This is a genomic window from Burkholderia sp. BE17, from assembly GCF_009362305.1.
In the GTDB taxonomy this organism is placed as follows: domain Bacteria; phylum Pseudomonadota; class Gammaproteobacteria; order Burkholderiales; family Burkholderiaceae; genus Burkholderia; species Burkholderia pyrrocinia_C.
The window spans coordinates 95156-117903 of record NZ_WHNU01000024.1; the positions used below are offsets into that span (position 1 = coordinate 95156).

A 22748-nucleotide genomic window follows, 5' to 3' on the forward strand; every position below is an offset into this window, starting at 1 on the left:
ATGAGTGATACCCCGGTGCAGCCGACGGTCGGCGTCGGCGCGAAAGAAACTGACTTTGGCACCACGGGAGTCATCGACCGGTACTTCGGCATTTCGTCGCGCGGCAGCACGCAGCGCCGCGAAATCATTGCGGGCGTGACCACGTTCCTCGCGATGGTCTATTCCGTGTTCGTCGTGCCCGGCATGTTCGGCAAGGCCGGCTTCGACACGAGCGCCGTGTTCGTCGCGGTCTGCCTCACCACCGCGTTCGGCTCGCTGCTGATGGGCCTGTGGGCGAAGCTGCCGATCGCGATCGGCTGCGCGATCTCGCTGACCGCGTTCACCGCGTTCGGCCTCGTGCTCGGCAAGGGGCTGCATCCGACGGTCGCGCTCGGCGCCGTGTTCCTGATGGGCCTCGTGTTCACGGGCATCTCGGTCACCGGCGTACGTTCGTGGATCCTGCGCAACCTGCCCGCGGGCGTCGCGCACGGCACCGGCATCGGCATCGGCCTGTTCCTGCTGCTGATCGCGTCGAACGACGTCGGCCTCGTGATCAAGAACCCGGGCGCCGGCCTGCCGGTCTCGCTCGGCCAGATCACCGCGCTCCCGGTCATCATGTCGGTCGTCGGCCTCGCCGCGATCTTCGGCCTCGAAAAGCGTCGCGTGCCGGGCGGCATCCTGCTCGTCGTGATCGCGATCTCGGTGTTCGGCCTCGTGTTCGACCCGGCCGTGAAATACCACGGCATCTTCGCGCTGCCGTCGCTGAGCGCGCCGGGCCATGCGTCGCTGATCGGCGCGATGGACATCAAGGGCGCGCTGTCGATGGCCGTGCTGCCGAGCGTGCTCGCGCTGGTGATGACTGCCGTGTTCGACGCGACCGGCACGATCCGCGCGGTCGCCGGGCAGGCCGGCCAGCTCGACGAGAACGGCCGCATCATCAACGGCGGCCGCGCGCTGACCGCCGATTCGATCAGCTCGATCTTCTCCGGCTTCCTCGGCGGTGCGCCGGCGGCGGCCTACATCGAGTCGAGCGTCGGCGTGGCCGCCGGCGCGAAGACGGGCCTCGCGGCAGCCGTGGTCGGCCTGCTGTTCCTCGTCGTGATGTTCTTCTCGCCGCTCGCGGGCCTCGTGCCGTCGTACGCCACCGCACCCGCGCTGATGTACGTCGGCCTGCTGATGCTCGGCAGCGTGAGCAAGCTGCACATGGACGACATGGTCGACGCGATGTCGGGCCTCGTGTGTGCCGTGTTCATCGTGCTGACCGCGAACATCGTGACGGGCATCATGCTCGGCTTCTCGACGCTCGTGATCGGCCGCATCGCGAGCGGCGAATTCCGCAAGCTCAACGTCGGCACCGTGCTGATCGCGGCCGTGCTCGTCACGTTCTATCTCGGCGGCTGGGCAATCTGACCGCGGATCATGCGCGACGTCGCCGACAGAAGGACGGCGCGCATCGGGGCGACAACGTCTCCTCCACCATCATCGTTGATGGTCTCCCGCCTGGAAACGCGAGTTTCCGGGCTTTTTTTGTCGATGCGGCGCGGTGCGACGCGCATCGCCGAAGCGGCGCGACGCGAATTCACGGCCGGTGCTACGATCACATTTTGCCTTCAGGAGCCGCCATGAACGCGCTCGGCATCGTCTCCGAATCGAGCACCCGGACCTCGGCGCGCAAGCCGCCGTTCATCCCGTCGTTCGGCTTCCACGAAGTGCATGAATCGCAGCCGATCCATGCGCCGCCGGCCCGCATCATCGACGCGGTCGCGTCGCTCGACATGCGCGCCGATCCGGTCATCGATACCCTGATGACGGTGCGCGAATTCCCGACGGCCGTCGTCGACACGTTTCGCAACGGGCCGGCCCGAAGCGAACGCGCGCGTTTCGGTTTCCACACGTTCACGCTGCTTCACCGGGACGACACGTCGCTGTCGCTCGGTCTCGTCGGACGCTTCTGGCGCCCGACGACCGACGTGCGCGCCATCGCCGATGCAGCGGCCTTCGTCCGCCACGACGACCCACGCGACGCGAAGCTGGTGCTCCGGTTCGAAGTCGTCGGGCTGGCATCGGGTGCATACATCCTGCGCACCGAAACCTTCATCCACTGCCCGATCGCACGGACGCGGCGGCTGTTCACGCCGTACTGGCTCGCGATCCGGCTGGGGAGCGGCTGGATCCGGCGCCGCATGCTGGCGGCGGTCGAAACGGCGCTGGCGTAGGCCCACGCATCAAAACGGCTTGATCACGACCAGTCCGACGACGATCCCCGTCGCGACCACGACAGCGCCCGCTGCCTGACCGAGCCATGGCGCGGGCACGACGACGAGATCGTCGCGTTCCATGCGCCGCAGCGTGCCGGCCAGCATCCCGTGCAGCGCCGACAGCGCGACGACGACCGCGAGCTTCACCGACAGCCACGCAGCGCCGAACCAGTGTCCGCTCAGCGCGATCGCAATCCCCGTGATCCAGACGAGCGCGAGCGCGGGCGCCGTTACCGAACGATCCCAGCGCCGCACCGCGCGATGCACGGCGAGGTTGGCGATACGGACGCCGACGGACAACATCAGCAGCCCGCCGACGAACGTGACGACGGCGACGACATGCGCGGCCTTGAGCAGCAGGTAGATCATTGCGCGTGCCTCCTGCGCGCGATCCATCCGGCGCTCGCCAGCCCCGCGAACGGCACGACGGCCGACAGCACGAGCCGCGCGACGTCGCCCTTGCTCCACAGCCCGCTCGACGCGGTGCCGACGACCGCCCACACGTACATCGCGAAAGCGATGCCGTGAATCGGCCCCATGATCGATACCGCCACCGGATAACCGGCCAGGTGCTTGAGCGGCACCGCAATGCACACCAGCACGACGAGCGTGGTCGCCTCCAGCAGCGACAGGTATTGCAGGTTGCGCAACGCATTGCGATCGTCTTGTTTCATCGATGGGCCCCCAGGTTGGTCAGCCGCAATTATGGCGTGTGGTACAGGCCCGATCCATTGGCTAGAATGCCATCTTTAAACGGATTCTGGCCACGGTCTCGAACGCCATGCATACGGTCGCCGTCCTCGCTTTGCCCGATGTCGTCCCGTTCGATCTGGGCGTCGCATGCGACACGTTCGCGCGCGTGCGTTCGCCCGGCGTCGAGCCTGCGTACCGCGTGCGCGTGTGCAGCGAGCATGCGCGCGTGGCCGGCGACCTGTTCGAACTGCGGCCCGCGTTTCGACTCGATGCGCTCGCCGACGTCGACACGATCGTCGTCCCCGGCACGTCCGTGCCGCTCGCGCCCACGTCGCGCCGCGTGATCGCGGCACTGCGCGCGGCAGCCGCACGCGGTTGCCGGATCGCGTCGATCTGCAGCGGCGCGTTCGTGCTCGCGGAAGCCGGGCTGCTCGACGGCCTGCGCGCGACCACGCACTGGCTGGCGGCCGGCGAACTCGCGCGCCGCTACCCGAACGTGACGGTCGACCCGAACGTGCTGTTCATCGACAACGGCCGGATCCTGACATCGGCCGGCGCAGCGGCCGGCCTCGATCTGTGCCTGCACATGATCCAGGCCGACTACGGCGCGGCGGTCGCCGTCGACGCCGCGCGCTACGCGGTGGCGCCGCGCGTGCGCGAAGGCGGGCAGGCGCAGTTCATCGCGCCGGAATGGCCGGCCGGCACCGACGGGCTGCAAAGCCTGATGGACTGGCTGCAGGCCAACCTGCGCAAGCCGCTCACGCTCGACGCGATGGCCCGCAAGGCGTCGACGAGCGTGCGCACGCTGACGCGGCGCTTTCAGGAGCAGACGGGCACGTCGCCGCGGCAATGGCTGCAGACCGCACGCGTCAGGCATGCGCAGCAGTTGCTGGAAGTCACGGAGCTGTCGATCGAACATGTGGCGACGGAAGCCGGGTTCGGTTCGGTGACCGCGTTTCGCGAGCGGTTCGCGCGCATCGTCGGCACGTCGCCGCAGCGGTATCGCCACGCGTTCCGCGCGCGGTCCGGCGCATGACGTTCGCGCTGCGCATCGGCACCCGATGCTTCGACCCGGCGACGTGAACCCGCGCGCACAATCGTCAGGATCGCTACCGGAGGCCGCCGCCCCCGCCACCTCGCCCGCCAAAGCCCCTTTCGCGCCAACCGGACCCGACCGATGACCCGCATCCGCAATCCCCTGAACATCGCGCAGCTCCAGGCGTTCGTCTCCGCCGCGCATCTCAAGAGCCTGCGCGCCGCCGCGCGCGAGCTCGGCGTCACGCAGCCCGCGATCACGCACACGATCCGCGAACTCGAAACGGCGCTCAACGCGGAGCTGCTCGCGCGCAGCGTGCGCGGCGTCGAGCTGACCGCCTGCGGCCACGCGCTGCTGCCGCGCGCCGAGCAGTTGCTCGGCGACATCCGCCGCACGGTCGAGGCCGTCGAGCAGGTGAAAGGCGAGATGTCGGGGCGCGTCGCGGTCGGCACGATGCCGTCGATCGCGCTGACGGCGCTGCCGCACGCGGTGACGGCGTTCCGCCGGTCGATGCCGAACGTCAGCCTGCATCTCGAGGAAGTGACGGTGCCCGACGCGCTCGCGCAGTTGCGCAACGGCACGCTCGACATCGCCGCGATGCACCACGTGCCCGCGCTCGACCGCGATTTCACACAATCGCCGCTGCTGTCGACCGAATTCACCGTCGTGATGCGCGAAGGCCACCCGCTCGCGCATGCGCGCCGATTAGAGGAACTGCTCGACGCCGAGTGGATCGTCACCGTCGGCGCCGAGCAGTTTCCGCACAGCGTGATGGTCGGGATGTTCGAGGCGCGCGGGCTGCCGCTGCCGAAACGCCTGCTGAGATCGCCGATGTCGTTCGCGGTGACGCTCGGGCTCGTCGCGCGCTCGGACGTGATCGGCTGCTTCACGCGCCCGCTCGCCGCGATGGTCGCGCCGCTCGGCGTCCGCACGGCCGAACTCGACGAAAGCATGCCGCGCTTCGACCTGTCGATCATCGCGCGGCGCGACATGCTGCCCACGCCCGCCGTTTCGCAATTCGTCACGTGCCTGCAGCGGGCGGTCAACGAAACGCTCGGCTGAATCGTTCCTGTGTCTGAAACGGTCGCGCGCGTCCGCGCGCTGCCGCCGGGCCCGGTATCGGGGCTTGTCCTAGGCGCCCTGCCGGTATTTTGTCTTGATAATCTCCGCACGTCGCGCGCCCGCATCGGGCGGGCGAAACGGACAGTCCGGCGCGAAGCCGTGCCGGACCGAAGGCTTACGGCGCGGCACAACCGCGCACCCATCGAACAAAACGAGGAGTCACCGAGTGAAAAAGATTCTTGCGGCTGTGACCGTGGCCCTGCTTGCCGTATCGGCCGGCAGCGCGTACGCGAAGGACTGGACGACCGTGCGGTTCGGCGTCGACGCAAGCTACCCGCCTTTCGAATCGAAAGGCCCCGACGGCAAGGTGGTCGGCTTCGACGTCGACCTCGGCAACGAAATCTGCCGCCGCATGAACGCGAAGTGCGTGTGGATCGAAAACGACTTCGACGGGATGATCCCGGCGCTGAAGGCGCGCAAGTTCGACGGCGTGCTGTCGTCGATGTCGATGACGCCGGCGCGTCAGGAACAGATCGGCTTCTCGTCGAAGCTGTTCAACACGCCGACGCGCCTCGTCGCGAAGAAGGGCGCCGGCCTGCTGCCGACGGCCGAATCGCTGAAGGGCAAGTCGATCGGCGTCGAACAGGGCACGATCCAGGAAACCTACGCAAAGACCTACTGGGCCGCGAAGGGCGTGAAGGTCGTCCCCTACCAGAACCAGGACCAGGTCTATGCCGACCTGATCGCGGGCCGTCTGGACGGCGCGCTGCAGGACGCGGTGCAGGCCGAGATCGGCTTCCTGAAGACGCCGCGCGGCGCGGGCTTCGATTTCGCCGGCAAGGATATCGACGATCCGAAGACGCTCGGCAACGGCGCCGGCATCGGCCTGCGCAAGGAAGACACCGACCTGAAGGCGAAGATCGACGGCGCGATCGCCGGCATGCGCAAGGACGGCACGTACGACAAGATCGCGAAGAAGTACTTCGATTTCGACGTCTACGGCAAGTAATACGGCAAGCAAGCGAGCAATTCGCCTCGACGCAAACGGGCTCCGCAAGGAGCCCGTTTTTTTTCCGCACCAACCCTATGATTCTCAAGGAAAATCAGCGTGTTCGGTAACCGGTTTGATGGCGGCGACGCAGGCAACGTACAATCGATCTTCCACGCACACCGGATCATTCGCGGCTGCGCCGCACTCCCCTCATCATGCAAACGCAGACCCATCCGCTGATTTCCCCCGCCGTCGGCACCGAACGCCAGATCACGAGCTTCCACTACGGCCCGCGCGGCGGCAAGAAGGTCTACATCCAGTCGTCGCTGCACGCGGACGAACTGCCCGGCATGCTGGTCGCCGCGCTGCTGCGCCGCAAGATCGCCGCGCTCGAAACGGCCGGCAAGCTGCGCGGCGAAGTCGTCATCGTGCCCGTGCCGAACCCGATCGGCCTGTCGCAACACGTGTTCGGCGATCACCTCGGCCGCTTCGAGCTCGGCTCGATGCAGAACTTCAACCGCAATTTCTACGATCTCGCGGCGCTCGTGCTGCCGCGCGTCGAAAGCCGGCTCACGAAAGACGCGCAGCACAACCTCGTCGCCGTGCGCGCCGCGATGCGCGAAGCGCTCGACGAGCAGAAGCCGCGCACCGAGCTCGACTCGCAGCGCCTCGCGCTGCAGAAGCTGTCGTTCGACGCCGATATCGTGCTCGACCTGCACTGCGACAGCGATGCGGTGATGCACCTCTATACGAATCCCGATCTGTGGCCGGACGTCGAGCCGCTGTCGCGCTACCTCGACGCGCAGGCGTCGCTGCTCGCGCTGAATTCGGTCGGCAACCCGTTCGACGAGATCCACAGCTTCTGCTGGTCGGATCTGCGCAACCGCTTCGGCGACCGCTTCCCGATCCCGAACGGCGCCATTTCCGTCACGGTGGAACTGCGCAGCGAACGCGACGTGTCGTACGAGTTTGCCGAAAAGGATTCTCAGGCAATCGTCGAATACCTGACCGAGCGTGGCGTCGTCGACGGCACGCCGGCGCCGCTGCCGCCGCTCGCGCACCCGGCCACACCGCTCGCGGGCACCGATCCGCTCGTCGCGCCGGTGTCGGGCGTGATCGTGTTCCGCACGCCGGTCGGCGCGATGATCGAGGCCGGCCAGGAAGTGGCCGACATCGTCGATCCGCTGACCGATCGCGTCGTCACGCTGAAGAGCAGCGTGTCGGGCGTGCTGTATGCGCGCCAGATCGTGCGTTTCGCGACGGCCGGCATGGAAGTCGCGCGAATCGCCGGCGCGACCGCGATCCGCACGGGCTCGCTGCTGTCGGCCTGAGCGATCGGCCCGCGCGCCGGGCAACGGCGCGCATCGACGCGTTCCAACACGCACCAATGAAATCGCCCGCTTGCGCGGGCGATTTGCTTTCCGACAGGCCCGGCGATCCCCGCCGGGCGGCGGCACGCGTGAACGTTCAGAACGCCGGCACGATCGCGCCGCCGAACTTCTGGTCGATGAACTTGCGCACGTCGTCCGATTCATAGGCCGCGACGAGCTTCTTCACCCACGGCTTGTCCTTGTCCTGCGCGCGCACCGCGATCAGGTTCGCGTACGGCCCGCGCAGATCCTCGATCGCGATCGCATCCTTCACCGGCGTGAGCCCCGCCTTCACCGCGTAATCCGTGTTGATCGACGCGGCATCGACATCGGGCAGCGCGCGCGGCAGCTGCGCGGCGTCGAGTTCGACGATCCTGATCTTCTTCGGATTCTCGGCCACGTCGAGCGGCGTCGCGTTCACGCCGTTCGTGCCGGCGCCCGGCTTCAACTTGATCACCCCGTATTTCTGCAGCAGCAGCAGTGCGCGGTTGCCGTTCGACGGATCGTTCTGGATCCCGACCTTCGCCCCGACCGGCAAGTCCTTCAGCGACTTGATCTTCTTCGAATAGAAGCCCATCGGCGCCGTATAGGTGAGCCCGACGTTGACGATCCGGTAGCCGCGCTGCTTGATCTGGCTGTCGAGGAACGGCTGGTGCTGGAAGCCGTTCGCGTCGAGGTCGCCCGAATCGAGCGCCGCGTTCGGCTGCACGTAATCGTTGAATTCGATGACCTTGATCGCAAGCCCTTCGCGCGCGGCCACTTTCGTCACTTCGGTCCAGATCTGCGCGTCGGGGCCGCTCATCGTGCCGATCTTCAGCGTTTGCGGGTCGGCGTGCGCGCCGGGCGCCGCGAATGCCAGCGCCGCGGCGAGTGCGCCGAGGCCGGTCAGGATCGAACGTCGCATGGTGTCCTCTTGTCCCGTGTCGTTGTTGAAGCACGGATCGTGGCACGGGGCCCGAACAGCACCAACCAAGCTTATTTCATGTGCATATTCCCGATTCCGATCGAATCTCAGCCGAAATCGGTATAACTCCCCGCTATACAACCGGGCAGAATCCAATGTCGCATCGGCGCCACACATTCTTCATATGACAGTCGCTGTCATATTCATTACGTGGCCCGCCGATAAAGTTGCCGCCGGTCCGTGAAAGCGCCCACAGAGAGCGCCGGAACCGCAACTGGACACGCCATTTATTCGCTCGGAGAATCCTTTGAACAAGAAACTGTTGACCATCGCCGCCCTCGCAGCAACGGCCGGCACGGCACACGCGCAAAGCAGCGTGACCCTGTACGGCGTCATCGATGCCGGTATCAGCTACGTGAACCACAGCAAGACCGCCACCGGCGGCTCGGGCAAGCTGTTCAAGTACGACGACGGCGTTGCCCAGGGCAGCCGTTGGGGCCTGCGCGGCACCGAAGACCTCGGTGGCGGCCTGAAGGCGATCTTCGTGCTCGAAAACGGCTTCAACAGCGGCAACGGCACGATCGGCCAGGGCGGCGCGATCTTCGGTCGCCAGGCTTACGTCGGCCTGAGCCAGTCGCAATACGGCACGGTCACGTTCGGCCGTCAGTACTCGTTCTCGACCGACGTCCTCGGCTCGAACTACTCGACGGGCGGCAACACGGTCGCGGGCAACTACGCGTACCACGTGAACGACGTCGACCAGCTCACGTCCAGCCGCATCAACAACTCGGTGAAGTTCCAGAGCGCGAACTACGCGGGCTTCACGTTCGGCGCGTTGTACGGCTTCTCGAACTCGACCGACTTCGCCGGCGCACCGGCCACGACGTCGGGCACGACGACGACGGCAGGCTCGTCGCGCGCATACAGCTTCGGCCTGAACTACGCGAACGGCCCGTTCGCCCTCGGCGCCGCGTACACGGACATCCGCTTCCCGAGCCAGTCGACGCCGGCGTTCTCGACGACGATCGCGAACATCAGCACGGGCAACATCCGCGACCTGCGCACGTATGGCGTCGGCGGCCGCTACATCTTCGGCCCGGCGACCGCATGGCTGCTGTGGACGCGCACGCAGTTCACCCCGCTCGCGAGCGGCGCATCGGGCACGTTCTACAACGCATACGAAGCAGGCCTGAAGTACGCGATCACGCCGGCCCTGTCGGCAGCAGCCGGCTACACGTACACGAACGCGACGCAGAGCGGCAGCTCGGCGCACTGGAACCAGGGCAACCTGGCGCTCGACTACGCGCTCAGCAAGCGTACGGACGTGTACGGCCTCGTCGTCTACCAGAAGGCGTCGGGCAACAACGTGCAGGCGCAGATCGGTTCGAGCACGAGCTACTTCAACACGTCGGGCAACGGCTCGTCGAACCAGCTCGCCGCTCGCGTCGGTATCCGTCACAAGTTCTAAAGCATCCGCTTAACTCGCGGATCACGACGGCAAGAAGCGCCCCGCTCCACGCGGGGCGCTTTTTTATCTGCTTTTAAGTTTCGCTTAATTCTGGGCTGAGAGGATGCTCTCACCCCCCCTGTTGGCCGCCTGAGCATCGGCGGCTTTTTTTTTAAATGCCGACGGCGCCGCCATCGATTGCCAACAAGACAGGATCGGAGGCCATGATGATCGAAGATACCGTTTTCAGCCATCTGCACGCGATTCTGACGTGCCAACACTCGCTGCCGGTCCAGAGCTGCCGCGTATCGGTAGAAATGCAGCGCCCGTGGGGCCGCCCGTACCGGCTCGTCGAATGGACGATGCATCTCGACGCGCCCGCGCGGCGCCAGATCGTGCCGGCCGAATCGACCGACGAAGAGATCGCCGAGGTCGTCGCGTCGCACGTGCCGGGCCGGCTTTACGGCGACGGCCGGCTGCAGTTCTGAACGGCTCCCTGTTCCACCCGCTTCCCGTGTTTCGGCCGCCCCGCACGCATCGTGCGGCAGTCGGTCTCGTTTGACGCGGCAACGAAACCTGCTACGCTGCGCGTTTTCGTCCACGCAACACACGATGGAAAACGCATTCAACGAACGCGGCGTCATGATCACGCGCAACGGCCTGTCGGCCGCCGGGCAGGTATTCGCACTGCGTGACATCCGCCATGTCGACGTCGTCAAGATTCCGAAAAACCGCGTCGTTCCGGCGCTGATCTCGCTGATCGGCGCGGCGGCCGCCATTGCAGGCGGCATCGGCGCATCGAGCGCCGCACTCGTCGTCGGCGTGATGCTCGCCGTCGTCGGTTATCTCGCCTGGACCACGCAGGACGTCACGTATCGCCTGATGGTCGAGATGCCCGACGGCAAGCGCGAAGCGCTGTCGAGCGTCGATGCCGAATTCGTCGAACGCGTCGCGCAGGTCGTGCGAGATGCGCAGGCCGCGACGGCTGCCGGCTGATTCCTTTCGCATCCCTGCACGCTTCGGGTCGCGGTTCGCGGATGCGCGCGGCGCGTATCGGCTCGCGCAGCGCATCGCTGCGTCGGGCCGAGTCGTCTTCATCGAATCGGCTTCCCGCGTCATCATCGTGAGTTCAGCGCCTGCGCTGCGTACGCCGACCGCCTAGTATGGAAAGAGCGGCCCGCCGCCGCATCGTCCGAGGAGGTCGGCATGAACGTTCAATTGCTGTCCGGCATGCTTCGCGCGCAGGAACTGCTGCTCGTGTCGATGATCCGCGCGCTTCCCCTTGACGAACGCCGCGCGCTCGTCGACCTCTACACCGAACAGATCGCGTTCGCCGAACAGGCGGGCCTCGAAAGCCACAGCGATCGCGCAACGCACGATGCGTTCATCGCGCATGCGCGCAACCTGCTGATCCGCATCGAAGCGCTGGCCTAGCGCTCGCGCGCCAACGCGTTTCTCCCGAATTTCCCGCCGCGGCTCGCTCGAGCCGAGCAGGTAAGCGCTCACCCGCATGGGCCGCTTGCCGTCCTTGAATTGATAATGATTCTCATTTACAATGGTAAAGTTATCAGTTCCTTTCAATTCGCCGTTCGCCGCATGCCGCGCGCGGACGGGCCAGCCAGGTGAACGCGTCACCCAGCCAGCCTTCGGGCTTGTTTTCGTCAATGGGAGACCACCTGTGCATTGCTATCCGCTGGCGCGGCGGCCGATCTGCGCCGCGCTGTTCGGCGCGTTCGGCCTGTCCGCCGCCCCGGCTCACGCCGATTCGTCGCCGCAAGGCGCCACCCCGCCTCCTGCCGTCCTCGTCGCCGCGTCCACGCGCGGCGATGCGGCGCTGCTCGACCCCGTCACCGTCACGGCCACCCGCACCGCCACCGCCGCGAGCCGCACGGCGGCGTCCGTGTCGGTGATCACCGACGACGATCTCGAGGAACAGCAGGCCACCAACATCAAGGACGCACTGCGCTACGAGCCGGGCATCACGGTGCGCCGCACCGCGTACCGGCCCGGCAGCGCCGCGCTCGGCGGCGGCCGCGACGGCGATTCGAGCATCAACATCCGCGGCCTCGAAGGCAATCGCGTGCTGCTGATGGAAGACGGCATCCGCCTGCCGAGCGCGTTCTCGTTCGGGCCCCTCGAAGCCGGGCGCGGCGACTACGCCGATCTCGACACGCTCAAGCGCATCGAGATCCTGCGCGGGCCGGCCTCGGCGCTCTACGGCAGCGACGGCCTGACCGGCGCGGTGAACTTCATCACGAAGGATCCGCGCGACCTGCTGTCGATCTACAACAAGCCCTATTACTTCTCGTTCCGGCCGAGCTACGACTCGGCCGACCGCAGCATCGGCGCGACCGTGTCGGCCGCGGGCGGCAACGATCGCGTGCAGGGCATGATCATCGCCGACGGCCGGCGCGGCCACGAGGTCGACACACGCGGCGGCAACAACTCGGCGAGCACGCTGCGCACGACGTCGAACCCGCAGGACGTCTATTCGGAATCGCTGCTCGGCAAGCTCGTGCTGACGCCCACCGCGCGCGACACGATCAAGCTCACCGCGGAAACCGTGCAGCGACGCGTGAGCACCGACGTGCTGTCCGCGATCAATCCGCCGACCACGCTCGGCCTCACGACCCACGACCGGCTCGAGCGCAACCGCTTCAGCGTCGACTACGACTTCCGCGACGACGCGTTCCGCTGGTTCCAGACCGCGCACGTGCAGTTCTACTACCAGGACGCGAAGCAGGATCAATACGCGTTCGAGACGCGCGGCAGGCAGCCTTCGCGTTCGCGCGACAACCAGTACAAGGAACGCACGTTCGGCGGCTCCGCGTTCGCCGAAAGCGGCTTCGCGACCGGCCCGCTCGCGCACAAGCTGCTCTATGGCGTCGACGGCAGCCTGTCGCGCGTGACGAATATGCGCAATGGCACGGTGCCGGGCGTCGGCGAAGCGTTCCCGAACAAGGCGTTCCCCGACACCGACTACACGCTGTTCGGCGCGTTCGTGCAGGACCAGATCGGCTACGGCCGCCTGCTCGTCACGCCGGGCCTGCGCTTCGACACGTACCGGCTGAGCCCGACCGGGAACGATCCGCTGTTCACCGGCAAGGCCGTGTCGACGAGTGCGAACGAGTTGTCGCCGCGCGTCGCCGTGCTCTACGAGATCACGCCTGCTGTCATTCCGTACGTGCAGTACGCGCACGGCTTCCGTGCGCCGACGCCCGACCAGGTCAACAGCAGCTTTTCGAACCCGGTGTACGGCTATACGTCGATCGGCAATCCGAACCTCAAGCCCGAGACGAGCGACACGTTCGAAGCGGGCCTGCGCGGCAAGGCCGGCACGGGCTACGGTGTCGTGCGCTACAGCGCGGCCGCGTTCACGGGCCGCTACCGCAACTTCATCTCGCGCACGACGATCGCAGGCAGCGGCCGGCCGGCCGACCCGTTCGTATTCCAGTACGTGAACTTCGCCGACGCGCGCATCCACGGCCTCGAGGGCCGCGCCGAATGGGCGATGCCGAACGGCATCACGCTGAAGACGGCGATGGCGTTCACGAAGGGCTCGACGCAGAACGACGGCGCGGCCAGCCAGCCGCTCAATACGGTCAACCCGTTCTCGGCCGTGTTCGGCGTGCGCTACGAGCCGGGCGAGCGCTGGTTCGTGCAGACCGACCTGCTGTTCCAGGCCGCGAAACGCGACAAGGACATCGACAAGTCCGACTGTTCGAACAAGGCGTGCTTCACGCCGCCGTCGTCGTTCGTCGTCGACCTGCGCGGCGGCTACCGCTTCAACAAACATGTGAGCGCAACGATCGGCATCCGCAACCTGTTCGACCGCAAGTACTGGAACTGGTCGGACGTGCGCGGCATCGCCGCCGATTCGCAGGTGCTCGATGCATATACGTCGTCCGGACGCACGGTCGCCGTCAGCATGAAAGTGGATTTCTGATGCGCGACGCCCGCGCTGCCACCCCAACCGTTCCTTGAAGGAGTCCGACATGATGCAATCCGCCCTTCCCGGCCAACCGGCCGGCCCGGCCCGCGCGGCCGCCGCATTGCGCGACGCGTTCATCAAGCTCAAGAGCGAGCGCCAGCTTCGCAACCGCGACGTCGCGCAAGCGCTCGGCGTCAGCGAAGGCGAGGCGCTCGCCGCGTTCGTCGGCGAGCACGTCGTGCGGCTCGACGCGCGCTTTCCGGCGATGTTCGAGGAAATGCCGCGCCTCGGCCGCGTGATGGCGCTCACGCGCAACGACACGGCCGTCCACGAAAAGGACGGCGAATTTGCGCAGATGAGCCATGACGGCCCTGTCGGCCTCGCGCTCGGCGACATCGACCTGCGGATCTTCTATCGCCACTGGGTGTCGGCGTTCGCGGTGCGCGACGAGACCGCGCACGGCCCGCTGAAGAGCCTGCAGTTCTTCGACGCGCAGGGTCGTGCGATCCACAAGGTTTACCTGCGCGCGCACAGCGACCACGCCGCGTACGACGCATTCGTCGAACGCTGGCGCGCGCCTTCGCAGGAGCCGGGCCTCGACGTCGCGACCGCCGCACCGAAGACGCCCGAGCGCGCCGACACCGAGATCGACGTCGCGGGCTTTCGCGCGGCGTGGGACGCAATGACCGATACGCACCAGTTCTTCGGCATCACGCAGCGTTTCGGCGTGAGCCGCATGCAGGCGCTGCGCCTCGCCGATCCGCAATACGCGTATCCGGTCGAAACCGCGCATGCGCTGCGCCACGTGCTCGAACGGGCCGCGCAAAGCGGCCAGCCGATCATGGTGTTCGTCGGCAATGCGGGGATGATCCAGATCCATACGGGCCCCGTCGCGAACGTGCGCGAGGTCGGCGCCTGGATCAACGTGCTCGACCCGGGCTTCAACCTGCACGTGCGCGAGGACCTGATCGCCGCCGCGTGGGTCGTGAAGAAGCCGACGAGCGACGGCATCGTCACGTCGCTCGAACTGTTCGACCGGCAGGGCGACCACGTCGCGCTGCTGTTCGGCGAACGCAAGCCCGGCAAGGTCGAACGCGACGACTGGCGCGCGCTCGTTGCGACGCTGCCGCCGGCCGCACGCGGGGACGCGCGGTGAGCGCGCGATCGTTCGATCCGCGGCGCCGCGCGGTGCTGGCGAGCGCGGCTGCCGGCGCGCTCGCGGGCGCGCTGCCGGGCCGCGTGCTCGCACAGACTGCGCAGGCCGCGCCGAAGCGCGTGGTCGTGATCGGCGGCGCGCTCGCGGAAACCGCATTCGCGCTCGGCGGCGCCGAGACGCCCCGCTACCGGCTCGTCGGCGCCGATACGACGTGCACGTACCCCGACGCCGCGAAGCGCCTGCCGAAAGTCGGCTACCAGCGCGCGCTGTCGGCCGAGGGACTGCTGTCGCTGCGGCCCGATCTCGTGCTCGCGTCGGCGGAAGCCGGCCCGCCCACGGCGATCGCGCAGGTGAAAGGCGCCGGCGTCGCGGTGACGACGTTCGACGAACGCCACGACGTCGAGTCGGTGCGCGCGAAGATCACCGGCGTCGCGCAGGCGCTCGACGTACGCGATGCGGGCGCCGCGCTGCTGCAGCGCTTCGATCGCGACTGGCAGGCCGCGCGCGACGCGGTCGCCGCGCGCGCGCCCGGCGGCGCGCAGCCGCCGCGCGTGCTGTTCGTGCTGAACCATACCGGCAACCACGCGCTCGTCGCCGGCCAGCGCACGGCCGCCGACGCTATGATCCGCTATGCGGGCGCGCGCAACGCGATGCAGGGCTTCGATCACTACAAGCCGCTGACGACCGAGGCGCTCGCCGCCGCCGCGCCCGACGTCATGCTGATCTCCGACGAAGGGCTCGCGGCCGTCGGCGGCCGCGCCGCGCTGCTCGCCACGCCCGGCTTCGGCGCGACGCCGGCCGGCCGCGCGCAGCGCGTCGTGTCGCTCGATGCGCTGTTCCTGCTCGGGTTCGGCCCGCGCCTGCCGCTCGCCGTCACGACCCTGCACCGACGCCTGTCGGATGCGCTCGCCTGATTCCGGACCGCCCCGATGCCCGCACACGCTTCGCCTTTCCACACGCGGTCGCCCGCCTCGCGCTCCGGCGCCGCGCGCGTCGGCACGTCGCGCCGCTTCGCGCCGTTCGCGCTGGCCGCCCTCGCGTGCCTCGTGTGCGCAATGTCCGTCGTCGCGCTGTGCGTCGGCGCGTACCGCATTCCGCTCGCGGAGGCATGGGCCGCGCTGACCGGCGATGCGGCCGCGCGGCAGGCACGCGCGGTGCTGTTCGACATCCGCGCGCCGCGCGTCGCGCTCGCGCTGCTGGTCGGCGGCGGCTTCGGCGCGACCGGCGCCGCGATGCAGGCGCTGTTCCGCAATCCGCTCGCCGATCCGGGGCTCGTCGGCGTGTCGAGCGGCGCCGCACTCGGCGCGACGACGATGATCGTGCTCGGCCCCGCCCTATTTGCCGCGCACGTGAGCGCGGCCGCATTGCCCGTCGCGGCCTTCGCGGGCGCGCTCGCGGTCGCGGCGCTCGTCTACCGGCTCGCCGCATCGCGCGGCCGGCTCGCGCTGCCGCTGCTGCTGCTCGCAGGCATCGCGATCAACGCGCTGGTCGGCGCGGCGATCGGGTTGCTCACGTTCGTCGCCGACGACGCGCAGCTGCGCTCGCTGACCTTCTGGAGCCTCGGCAGCCTCGGCGGCGCGCAATGGTCCGCGCTGGCGGCCGTTGCGCCGTGCGTCGCGATCGGCTGCGTGCTGCTCGCGCGCGAACGCGATGCGCTGAACGCGTTGCAGCTCGGCGAAACCGAGGCGCTGCATCTCGGCGTGCCGGTGCAGCGTCTGAAGCGGCGCGTGCTCGTCGCGGTCGCGCTCGCGGTCGGCGCGCTCGTGTCGTGCGCGGGCATCATCGGCTTCATCGGGCTCGTCGCGCCGCATTGCGTGCGGCTCGCGTGCGGCCCCGACCAGCGCGTCGTGCTGCCCGGCGCCGCGCTGCTCGGCGCGTTGCTGACGCTCGCCGCCGATCTCGCCGCGCGCACGATCGCCGCGCCCGCCGAAATTCCGCTCGGCGTGCTGACCGCGCTGCTCGGCGCGCCGTTCTTTCTCGCGCTGCTGTGGAAAAGCCGCGGCGCGCTCGGCGGGTAACCCTTCCGTCACGACGACCATGCTGACCGCTCACCATCTCGACGTCGCCCGCCGACACAACGCCATCCTTCGCGACCTGTCGCTGTCGATCGAACCCGGCCGCGTGACCGCGCTGCTCGGCCGCAACGGCGCAGGCAAGAGCACACTGCTGAAGACCTTCGCCGGCGAACTGACCGGCAGCGTCGCGCCGAACGGCGTGCGCGTGACGGGCAACATCACGCTGAACGGCGAACCGCTCGCGCGCATCGACGCGCCAAGGCTCGCTTGCCTGCGCGCGGTGCTGCCGCAGGCCGCGCAGCCGGCTTTCCCGTTCAGCGTCGACGAAATCGTGCTGCTCGGCCGTTATCCGCATGCGCGGCGCAGCGGTGCGCGGCACGTGATCGCGCACCGCGATCGCGACATCGCGTGGCGCGCGCTCGAACGCGCGGGTGCCGACTCGCTCGTCGGTCGCGATGTCACGACGCTGTCGGGCGGCGAACTCGCTCGCGTGCAGTTCGCGCGCGTGCTCGCGCAGCTGTGGCCGGACGATGACGGTGCGGCAAGCGGCCCACGCTACCTGCTGCTCGACGAGCCGACCGCCGCGCTCGATCTCGCGCATCAGCACCGCTTGCTCGATACCGTGCGCGCGGTCGCACGCGAATGGCGGCTCGGCGTGCTTGCGATCGTGCACGACCCGAACCTCGCCGCGCGGCACGCGGATACGATCGCGATGCTCGCCGACGGCACGATCGTCGCGCACGGCGCGCCGCGCGACGTGATGACGCCCGCGCATATCTCGCAGTGCTACGGATTCGCCGTGAAGATGGTGGAAACCGGCGACGGTACGCCGCCGGTGATGGTGCCTGCGTAGCGTAGGCAAATACTGCACGGTCGTCGTGTCGCTCGATGTCCTGCGCTGCCTTCGACAGCGACTTTCAATCGACATCATTCGTGCATCGCCTTCGAGGAGACCCACATGCCGCTTCCGATGACCCGCATCATCCTGTACGTCCGCGACGTCGCATTGCTGAAGACGTTCTACCAGCGGTATTTCAACCTTCCCGTCATCGAGGAAATCGCCGGTGAATGGGTCGTGCTCGACGCGGGCGCAATCGAACTGGCGCTGCATCTGGCGGGCCCGGCGTTTCGCCATGCAGCCTCGTCCGTGCATGCGAATGCCGATGCAAGCACCATGAAGCTCGTGTTCTCGATCGACGCCGATATCGCCGCGCATCGCGACCGGCACGCCTGTGATGGCGTGACCGTGCGCGATCTCAAGCGCTACGACGGCTTCGCGTACCGGATGTATGACGGCCTCGATCCGGAGGGTAACGTCTTTCAGGTGATGCAGCCGGACTGAATTTCGGCGCGCGGGCCGCGCTCAATGCTCGACATCCGCCGCGCCGAAGGTCCGCATCTTCCACCCGAGCCGCACCGCAAGCATCCGCATCGAGAATCCGGCCGCCAGCGCGACCACCGTCGCGAAGCCCGCATCGATGCCGAGATGCTGGATCCCGACATACAGCGTGCCCGTGACGAACGCGACGCTCGCGTACAGCTCCTCGCGCAGGATCAGCGGCATCTCGTTGCACAGCAGGTCGCGCAGCATCCCGCCGCACACGCCCGTGATCGCGCCGGCCAGCACGACGATGATCGGCGCCGTGCCGGTCGACGCACCGATGTCGCAGCCGATGATCGTGAACGCCGCGAGGCCGATCGCGTCGACGGTGACGAACAGCGTCTTCATCCGCGCGACATGCCGGGCAACCCACGATGCGACGGTCGCCGCGACGAGCGTGATCACGAGGTATTCGGGATGCGCGATCCAGCCGAGCGGATAGTGGCCGAGCAGCACGTCGCGCACGGTGCCGCCGCCGAGCGCCGTCACCGCGCCGACGAGCGCGAGCCCGAAGCGGTCCATCCCGCGCCGCATGCCCATCAGCGCCCCCGACATCGCTTCCGCGACGATCGCAATCAGATAGAGCGTATGCATCGCGCGCGTCAGTCGTCGGTCCGGAACAGGTCGAGCACGCGTTCGCGCTCGGCCGCATCGACCGCGGCAGGCATCGGCTCGTCGGGCCTGCCACTGTCGGCAGGCGCGTCCGACGCGTCCTGCACCGCCGCGCCGCCGCAGGCGAAGCGGCTGCGGATATACGACGGCACGTCGGCCGTGCACGTGCCGCGCGTGTATTCGGCGTAGACGAAGTCGCCGTCGACGAGCGCGACGTCCTGCGGCGGCGAAGCATCGACCGGCGTGCGTCCGTCGACGGCCGTCTTCATGTAGTCGAGCCAGACCGGCAGCGCCAGCGTCGCACCGGTCGCGCGCCCCATCGGGCGCGGCGTGTCGTAGCCGAGCCACGCGACCGCGACGATGCCCGACGAGTAGCCGGCGAACCACACGTCCTTCGACCCGTTCGACGTGCCCGTCTTGCCGGCCGCGTCGTCGCGGCGCAGCGCGAGCGCGCCGCGCGCGGTGCCGGCCCGCACCACGTCGCGCAGCATGCTGTCCATCACGAACGCGTTGCGCGCCGATACGACGCGCTCGCCCGCCGGTGCGGTCGCCTCGTATATCGCGCCGCCGTGACGCTGCTTCACCGACAGGATCAGGCGCGGCTCCATCCGCGTCCCGCCGTTCGCGAACACGCCGTATGCGCTCGCGAGCTCGAGCGGCGTCACTGCGCCCGCACCGAGCGCGAGCGGCAGCGATGCCGGATTGCGCTGCGCGTCGAACCCGAAATGCACCGCGTGCTGCTGCACGTAGCGCGCATCGGTGGCCTGCATCAGGCTGACCGCAACCAGGTTCTTCGAGCGCACGAGCCCGCGCCGCACCGGGATGAAACCCTCGTAGCGGTTGCCGAAATTGCGCGGACGCCACGGTCGCGCGCCGGTTTCCTCGCGGGTGAGCGTGCGCTGCGTATCGTCGACGAGCACGCCGGGGAAGTAGCCCTTCTCCAGCGCCGCCGAATAGACGAACGGCTTGAAGCTCGAACCCGGCTGGCGATACGCCTGCAGCGCATGGTCGAACACGTTGCGATTGAAATCCGCGCCGCCGACGAGCGCGAGCATGTCGCCGGTGGCCGCATCGAGCGATACGAGCGCGCCTTCGAGCCCGTTGCGCGCATCGCGCTTCGCGCGTGGCTGCCGGTTCAGCGTGCGGTCGAGTGCGGCTTCGGCCGCGCGCTGGTCGCGCATCGACACCGTCGTCGTCACGTCGAGGCCGAGCGTATAGGCATCGTCGTGAAAGCGCTCGACCATCATGCGGCGCGCGCGCTCGGCAACGTACGGCGCGGCGACGATCCCGGGCGGCGGCGTGGTCGCCAGCGCGATCGGCGCGTCGACGGCCGCGCGGTACGTCGCGTCGTCGAGCTGGCCGAGCGCATGCATCCGGCCGAGCACGTAGTTGCGCCGCGCGGTCGCGCGCGCCGGATTGACGACCGGGTTGAACGCGGACGGCGCCTTCGGCAGCCCCGCGAGCACGGCAGCCTCGCCCGCGCTCAGCGCATCGAGCGGCTTGCCGAAATACACGTTCGCGGCCGCCGCGAAACCGTACGCGCGTTCGCCCAGGTAGATCTCGTTCATGTACAGCTCGAGCAGCTTGTCCTTGCTGTACTCGCGTTCGAGCTTGGCCGCCATCAGGATCTCGGCGAGCTTGCGGCTCAGCACCTTGTCGCGCGTCAGGTAGAAGTTGCGCGCGACCTGCATCGTGATCGTGCTGCCGCCCTGCCCGGGCTGCCCCGTCACGAGGTTCGCGAACGTCGCGCGCGCGAGGCCGCCCACATCGACCGCGCCATGCTGGTAGAACTTCGCGTCCTCTGCCGCGAGCAGCGCCTGCCGCATCAGCGGCGGGATGCGTTCGAGCGGCACGAACTCGCGCCGCTCGACGCCGTATTCGGCCAGCAGATCGCCGTCGCGCGAGAAAATCCGCAGCGGCAGCGCGGGACGATAGACGGCCAGGTGCTCGACGGACGGCAACTGCGTCCAGATGCGCTGGATGGTCCATGCGCCGATGCCCGCGCACGCGAGCGTCAGGCCGAGCAGCGCGCCCGCGAGCGTGCGCCACACGCGGCGGCGGCGCGGCGGCGCGGATTGCGGCTGAGGGGAAACGGTGTGTTCGGTCATGTCGGGCTCCTTCTTCGATGCCGCGACGGCCGGTGCGCGACAGGCGCCTGCCGATCGCAGAAGGCGCGCATTGTCGAAGGGATGGCGCGAAACCGGAACATTCTTTAGCCAAAGTTTGGCAGGCTGAATTTTATTTAGGAAAGCGCGGGACCCGTTCGCGCGTCTCGCGTCGGGCGTAACTGATCAACGTCGCGCTCGGTGATACAGGTCGCGCCAGCCGAGCGGCGGCATGCCGTAGGCGATCGCGTGACGGGTGCCCGACCAGATCTTGCGGCCGCGGGGATGAAGGGAGGCGGGGGAGTCGTTCATGGCACGTCGCCACTGACGGGAAGCGACGAGCGAAGCGCGGGGGAACCCGAGCGGGAATGCGCGGCGCGACCGGGGCCCGGCGGCCGTTGCTGCACCGCTTCCACGCGTGAACCCCATCCGGCCCGATATCGCGCCGGATTGCGCCTATTATGAAATCTCGGCTCATCGGCCGCGCATGATCCGGCGTTTTGGCAGCCGCGCGCGATCGCGGGTTCGGCAGACAGATCGGCAAACGAGGGAGTCGTCATGGCAGACCCACATGATCCACAGCGCCGTCACCTGATGCAGGCCGCCGCCGCTGGCGGCCTGCTGGCCGTCGGCGCAAGCTGGTATCGCCGCGCATGCGCGGCCGACGCGGTCACGCTGCCGTTCGAGAACGGGCTGCGCGAGCTGACCCACGACTTTCCGCAAAAGGGCGAAATGCTGCTGGTGCGCGTCCGCCCTCCGCTGCTCGAAACGCCTTTCTCCGTGTTCGATGACGGCGTGTTCACGCCGAACGACCGGTTCTTCGTACGATGGCACCTCGCCGACATCCCGGCGCGGATCGACGCCGGCGCGTTCCGGCTCGCCGTGCACGGGCTCGCCGTGCACGGGCTCGTCGACCGCCCGCTCGAACTGAGCCTGCGCGACCTCATGAGCGGCTTTCCGCGCGTCGAAGTCGCCGCCGTCAATCAGTGCGCCGGCAATTCGCGCGGCTTCTTCCGGCCTCGCGTCGCCGGCGGCGAATGGGGCAACGGTGCAATGGGCAACGCGCGCTGGACCGGCGTGCGGCTCAAGGACATCCTCGATCGGGCGGGCGTGAAGGCGGGCGCGGTGCAGGTCCGCTTCGACGGCCTGGACAAGGGCGTGCTGCCCGCCACGCCGGCCTTCATCAAGGCGCTCGACGTCGACCACGCGCGGGACGGCGAAGTGATCGTCGCGTTCGGGATGAACGGGCAGCCGCTGCCGCTGCTCAACGGCTTCCCGCTGCGCCTCGTTGTGCCGGGCTGGTATTCGACGTACTGGGTGAAGATGCTGAACGACATCGAGGTCATCGACCGGCGCGACGACAATTTCTGGATGGCGAAGGCCTATCAGATTCCCGACACGCCGCACGCGAGCATTCAGCCCGGGCAGGCCGGCGTCAAGACCGTGCCGATCAGCCGGATGGTGCCGCGATCGTTCATCACCAACCTCGACGACGGCGCCGTGATCGCGCTGGACCGGCCGCAGACGGTCCGGGGCATCGCGTTCGGCGGCGACACGGGTGTGCGCAAGGTGCTGTTCTCCCATGATGGCGGCGCGTCCTGGGCGACGGCGCGCCTCGGGAAAGACTACGGCAAGTACAGCTTGCGCCGCTGGGAAGCGCAGTTCACGCCGCACCGCGCCGGACAGGCCGTGTTGCAGGTCAAGGCGATCAACGACGGCGGCGTCGAGCAGCCGGACACGCCGAACTGGAACCCGGCCGGCTACATGCGCAACGTGGTCGAAACGACGAATGTATTCGTCGCGTGAGG

Annotated in this window: 22 protein-coding genes and 1 pseudogene; 17 read left to right on the forward strand and 6 right to left on the reverse strand. The window is 68.3% G+C overall.

What is annotated here, in order from left to right; genetic code table 11:
* Together GD429_RS21345 and GD429_RS21350 are read left to right on the forward strand one after the other, a co-directional pair.
* Complete coding sequence (locus tag GD429_RS21345) at positions 1–1389, forward strand: NCS2 family permease (RefSeq protein WP_152859639.1); 1389 nt, start codon at positions 1–3, stop codon at positions 1387–1389.
* Positions 1390–1601: 212 nt separating this feature from the next.
* Positions 1602–2195, forward strand: a complete 594-nt coding sequence (locus GD429_RS21350) for a hypothetical protein (protein ID WP_152859641.1) — start codon at positions 1602–1604, stop codon at positions 2193–2195.
* Between the two features lie 9 nt (positions 2196–2204).
* Here the strand turns inward: GD429_RS21350 and GD429_RS21355 are convergent, their stop codons facing one another.
* Together GD429_RS21355 and GD429_RS21360 are read right to left on the reverse strand one after the other, a co-directional pair.
* Positions 2205–2606 carry a CopD family protein gene (locus tag GD429_RS21355; RefSeq protein WP_152859643.1) on the reverse strand — a complete coding sequence of 134 codons (402 nt, stop codon included), beginning with the start codon at positions 2604–2606 and terminating at the stop codon, positions 2205–2207.
* A complete protein-coding gene (locus tag GD429_RS21360; RefSeq protein WP_111019019.1) occupies positions 2603–2911 on the reverse strand; it encodes a DUF3817 domain-containing protein in 309 nt (102 codons plus the stop codon). The genes GD429_RS21355 and GD429_RS21360 overlap by 4 nt, the downstream gene beginning before the upstream one ends.
* A gap of 107 nt (positions 2912–3018) precedes the next feature.
* Here GD429_RS21360 and GD429_RS21365 point away from each other — a divergent pair, with 107 nt between their 5' ends.
* The 4 genes from GD429_RS21365 (at position 3019) to GD429_RS21380 (ending at position 7350) form a co-directional block, all read left to right on the forward strand.
* The gene (locus GD429_RS21365; protein ID WP_152859645.1) at positions 3019–3966 is read left to right on the forward strand and encodes a GlxA family transcriptional regulator; all 948 of its coding nucleotides are present in this window, start codon (positions 3019–3021) and stop codon (positions 3964–3966) included.
* Between the two features lie 141 nt (positions 3967–4107).
* Positions 4108–5028, forward strand: a complete 921-nt coding sequence (locus tag GD429_RS21370) for a LysR substrate-binding domain-containing protein (protein WP_034181711.1) — start codon at positions 4108–4110, stop codon at positions 5026–5028.
* 226 nt (positions 5029–5254) lie between these two features.
* Positions 5255–6037 carry an ABC transporter substrate-binding protein gene (locus tag GD429_RS21375; protein ID WP_204422033.1) on the forward strand — a complete coding sequence of 261 codons (783 nt, stop codon included), beginning with the start codon at positions 5255–5257 and terminating at the stop codon, positions 6035–6037.
* 197 nt (positions 6038–6234) lie between these two features.
* Complete coding sequence (locus GD429_RS21380) at positions 6235–7350, forward strand: succinylglutamate desuccinylase/aspartoacylase family protein (RefSeq protein ID WP_152859649.1); 1116 nt, start codon at positions 6235–6237, stop codon at positions 7348–7350.
* Positions 7351–7486: 136 nt separating this feature from the next.
* Here GD429_RS21380 and GD429_RS21385 read toward each other — a convergent pair whose 3' ends face one another.
* Complete coding sequence (locus GD429_RS21385) at positions 7487–8293, reverse strand: MetQ/NlpA family ABC transporter substrate-binding protein (protein ID WP_034181708.1); 807 nt, start codon at positions 8291–8293, stop codon at positions 7487–7489.
* Positions 8294–8600: 307 nt separating this feature from the next.
* Between GD429_RS21385 and GD429_RS21390 the strand changes: the two genes are divergently transcribed.
* The 10 genes from GD429_RS21390 to GD429_RS21435 all read left to right on the forward strand — a co-directional run bounded on the left by GD429_RS21390 (position 8601) and on the right by GD429_RS21435 (position 18184).
* Entirely contained in the window at positions 8601–9761 is a 1161-nt protein-coding gene (locus GD429_RS21390; protein WP_152859651.1) for a porin, read from the forward strand.
* A 206-nt stretch (positions 9762–9967) separates the two neighbouring features.
* Positions 9968–10228 carry a DUF2866 domain-containing protein gene (locus tag GD429_RS21395; RefSeq protein WP_011548992.1) on the forward strand — a complete coding sequence of 87 codons (261 nt, stop codon included), beginning with the start codon at positions 9968–9970 and terminating at the stop codon, positions 10226–10228.
* Between the two features lie 124 nt (positions 10229–10352).
* Positions 10353–10736, forward strand: coding sequence for a DUF6232 family protein (locus GD429_RS21400; protein ID WP_072440201.1), 384 nt, complete (start codon positions 10353–10355; stop codon positions 10734–10736).
* Positions 10737–10946: 210 nt separating this feature from the next.
* The gene (locus GD429_RS21405) at positions 10947–11174 is read left to right on the forward strand and encodes a hypothetical protein (RefSeq protein WP_034181704.1); all 228 of its coding nucleotides are present in this window, start codon (positions 10947–10949) and stop codon (positions 11172–11174) included.
* A gap of 244 nt (positions 11175–11418) precedes the next feature.
* Positions 11419–13686, forward strand: a complete 2268-nt coding sequence (locus tag GD429_RS21410) for a TonB-dependent hemoglobin/transferrin/lactoferrin family receptor (RefSeq protein WP_321574761.1) — start codon at positions 11419–11421, stop codon at positions 13684–13686.
* Positions 13687–13735: 49 nt separating this feature from the next.
* The gene (locus tag GD429_RS21415; protein WP_152859653.1) at positions 13736–14827 is read left to right on the forward strand and encodes a hemin-degrading factor; all 1092 of its coding nucleotides are present in this window, start codon (positions 13736–13738) and stop codon (positions 14825–14827) included.
* Positions 14824–15741 (forward strand): helical backbone metal receptor, encoded by a 918-nt coding sequence (locus tag GD429_RS21420; RefSeq protein ID WP_321574763.1) that lies wholly within the window; start codon positions 14824–14826, stop codon positions 15739–15741. The genes GD429_RS21415 and GD429_RS21420 overlap by 4 nt, the downstream gene beginning before the upstream one ends.
* Before the next feature lie 15 nt (positions 15742–15756).
* Positions 15757–16845, forward strand: coding sequence for a FecCD family ABC transporter permease (locus GD429_RS21425; RefSeq protein WP_152859655.1), 1089 nt, complete (start codon positions 15757–15759; stop codon positions 16843–16845).
* 19 nt (positions 16846–16864) lie between these two features.
* On the forward strand, positions 16865–17695 hold the full coding sequence (locus GD429_RS21430) for a heme ABC transporter ATP-binding protein (RefSeq protein ID WP_152859657.1): 831 nt from the start codon (positions 16865–16867) through the stop codon (positions 17693–17695).
* A gap of 105 nt (positions 17696–17800) precedes the next feature.
* Positions 17801–18184, forward strand: coding sequence for a VOC family protein (locus tag GD429_RS21435; protein WP_152859659.1), 384 nt, complete (start codon positions 17801–17803; stop codon positions 18182–18184).
* A 21-nt stretch (positions 18185–18205) separates the two neighbouring features.
* Here the strand turns inward: GD429_RS21435 and GD429_RS21440 are convergent, their stop codons facing one another.
* The 3 genes and pseudogenes from GD429_RS21440 to GD429_RS21450 form a co-directional block, all read right to left on the reverse strand.
* Positions 18206–18817 carry a trimeric intracellular cation channel family protein gene (locus tag GD429_RS21440; protein WP_096473342.1) on the reverse strand — a complete coding sequence of 204 codons (612 nt, stop codon included), beginning with the start codon at positions 18815–18817 and terminating at the stop codon, positions 18206–18208.
* A gap of 8 nt (positions 18818–18825) precedes the next feature.
* Positions 18826–20943 (reverse strand): penicillin-binding protein 1A, encoded by a 2118-nt coding sequence (locus tag GD429_RS21445; protein WP_152859661.1) that lies wholly within the window; start codon positions 20941–20943, stop codon positions 18826–18828.
* A gap of 192 nt (positions 20944–21135) precedes the next feature.
* A pseudogene (locus GD429_RS21450) lies at positions 21136–21252 on the reverse strand (Inward rectifier potassium channel); the annotation flags it as partial.
* 246 nt (positions 21253–21498) lie between these two features.
* On the opposite strand from GD429_RS21450, the gene GD429_RS21455 reads away from it, so the two are divergent.
* Positions 21499–22746: a molybdopterin-dependent oxidoreductase gene (locus GD429_RS21455; RefSeq protein ID WP_227791700.1), complete on the forward strand. Its 1248-nt coding sequence runs from the start codon at positions 21499–21501 to the stop codon at positions 22744–22746.
* Positions 22747–22748: the final 2 nt, after the last annotated feature.

Coding starts and splice junctions, on each gene's coding strand:
- GD429_RS21345 (WP_152859639.1), top strand. CDS start 1: ATGAGTGATACCCCGGTGCAGCCGACGGTCGGCGTCGGCGCGAAAGAA.
- GD429_RS21350 (WP_152859641.1), top strand. CDS start 1,602: ATGAACGCGCTCGGCATCGTCTCCGAATCGAGCACCCGGACCTCGGCG.
- GD429_RS21355 (WP_152859643.1), bottom strand. CDS start 2,606: ATGATCTACCTGCTGCTCAAGGCCGCGCATGTCGTCGCCGTCGTCACG.
- GD429_RS21360 (WP_111019019.1), bottom strand. CDS start 2,911: ATGAAACAAGACGATCGCAATGCGTTGCGCAACCTGCAATACCTGTCG.
- GD429_RS21365 (WP_152859645.1), top strand. CDS start 3,019: ATGCATACGGTCGCCGTCCTCGCTTTGCCCGATGTCGTCCCGTTCGAT.
- GD429_RS21370 (WP_034181711.1), top strand. CDS start 4,108: ATGACCCGCATCCGCAATCCCCTGAACATCGCGCAGCTCCAGGCGTTC.
- GD429_RS21380 (WP_152859649.1), top strand. CDS start 6,235: ATGCAAACGCAGACCCATCCGCTGATTTCCCCCGCCGTCGGCACCGAA.
- GD429_RS21385 (WP_034181708.1), bottom strand. CDS start 8,293: ATGCGACGTTCGATCCTGACCGGCCTCGGCGCACTCGCCGCGGCGCTG.
- GD429_RS21395 (WP_011548992.1), top strand. CDS start 9,968: ATGATCGAAGATACCGTTTTCAGCCATCTGCACGCGATTCTGACGTGC.
- GD429_RS21400 (WP_072440201.1), top strand. CDS start 10,353: ATGGAAAACGCATTCAACGAACGCGGCGTCATGATCACGCGCAACGGC.
- GD429_RS21405 (WP_034181704.1), top strand. CDS start 10,947: ATGAACGTTCAATTGCTGTCCGGCATGCTTCGCGCGCAGGAACTGCTG.
- GD429_RS21415 (WP_152859653.1), top strand. CDS start 13,736: ATGATGCAATCCGCCCTTCCCGGCCAACCGGCCGGCCCGGCCCGCGCG.
- GD429_RS21425 (WP_152859655.1), top strand. CDS start 15,757: ATGCCCGCACACGCTTCGCCTTTCCACACGCGGTCGCCCGCCTCGCGC.
- GD429_RS21430 (WP_152859657.1), top strand. CDS start 16,865: ATGCTGACCGCTCACCATCTCGACGTCGCCCGCCGACACAACGCCATC.
- GD429_RS21435 (WP_152859659.1), top strand. CDS start 17,801: ATGCCGCTTCCGATGACCCGCATCATCCTGTACGTCCGCGACGTCGCA.
- GD429_RS21440 (WP_096473342.1), bottom strand. CDS start 18,817: ATGCATACGCTCTATCTGATTGCGATCGTCGCGGAAGCGATGTCGGGG.
- GD429_RS21445 (WP_152859661.1), bottom strand. CDS start 20,943: ATGACCGAACACACCGTTTCCCCTCAGCCGCAATCCGCGCCGCCGCGC.
- GD429_RS21455 (WP_227791700.1), top strand. CDS start 21,499: ATGGCAGACCCACATGATCCACAGCGCCGTCACCTGATGCAGGCCGCC.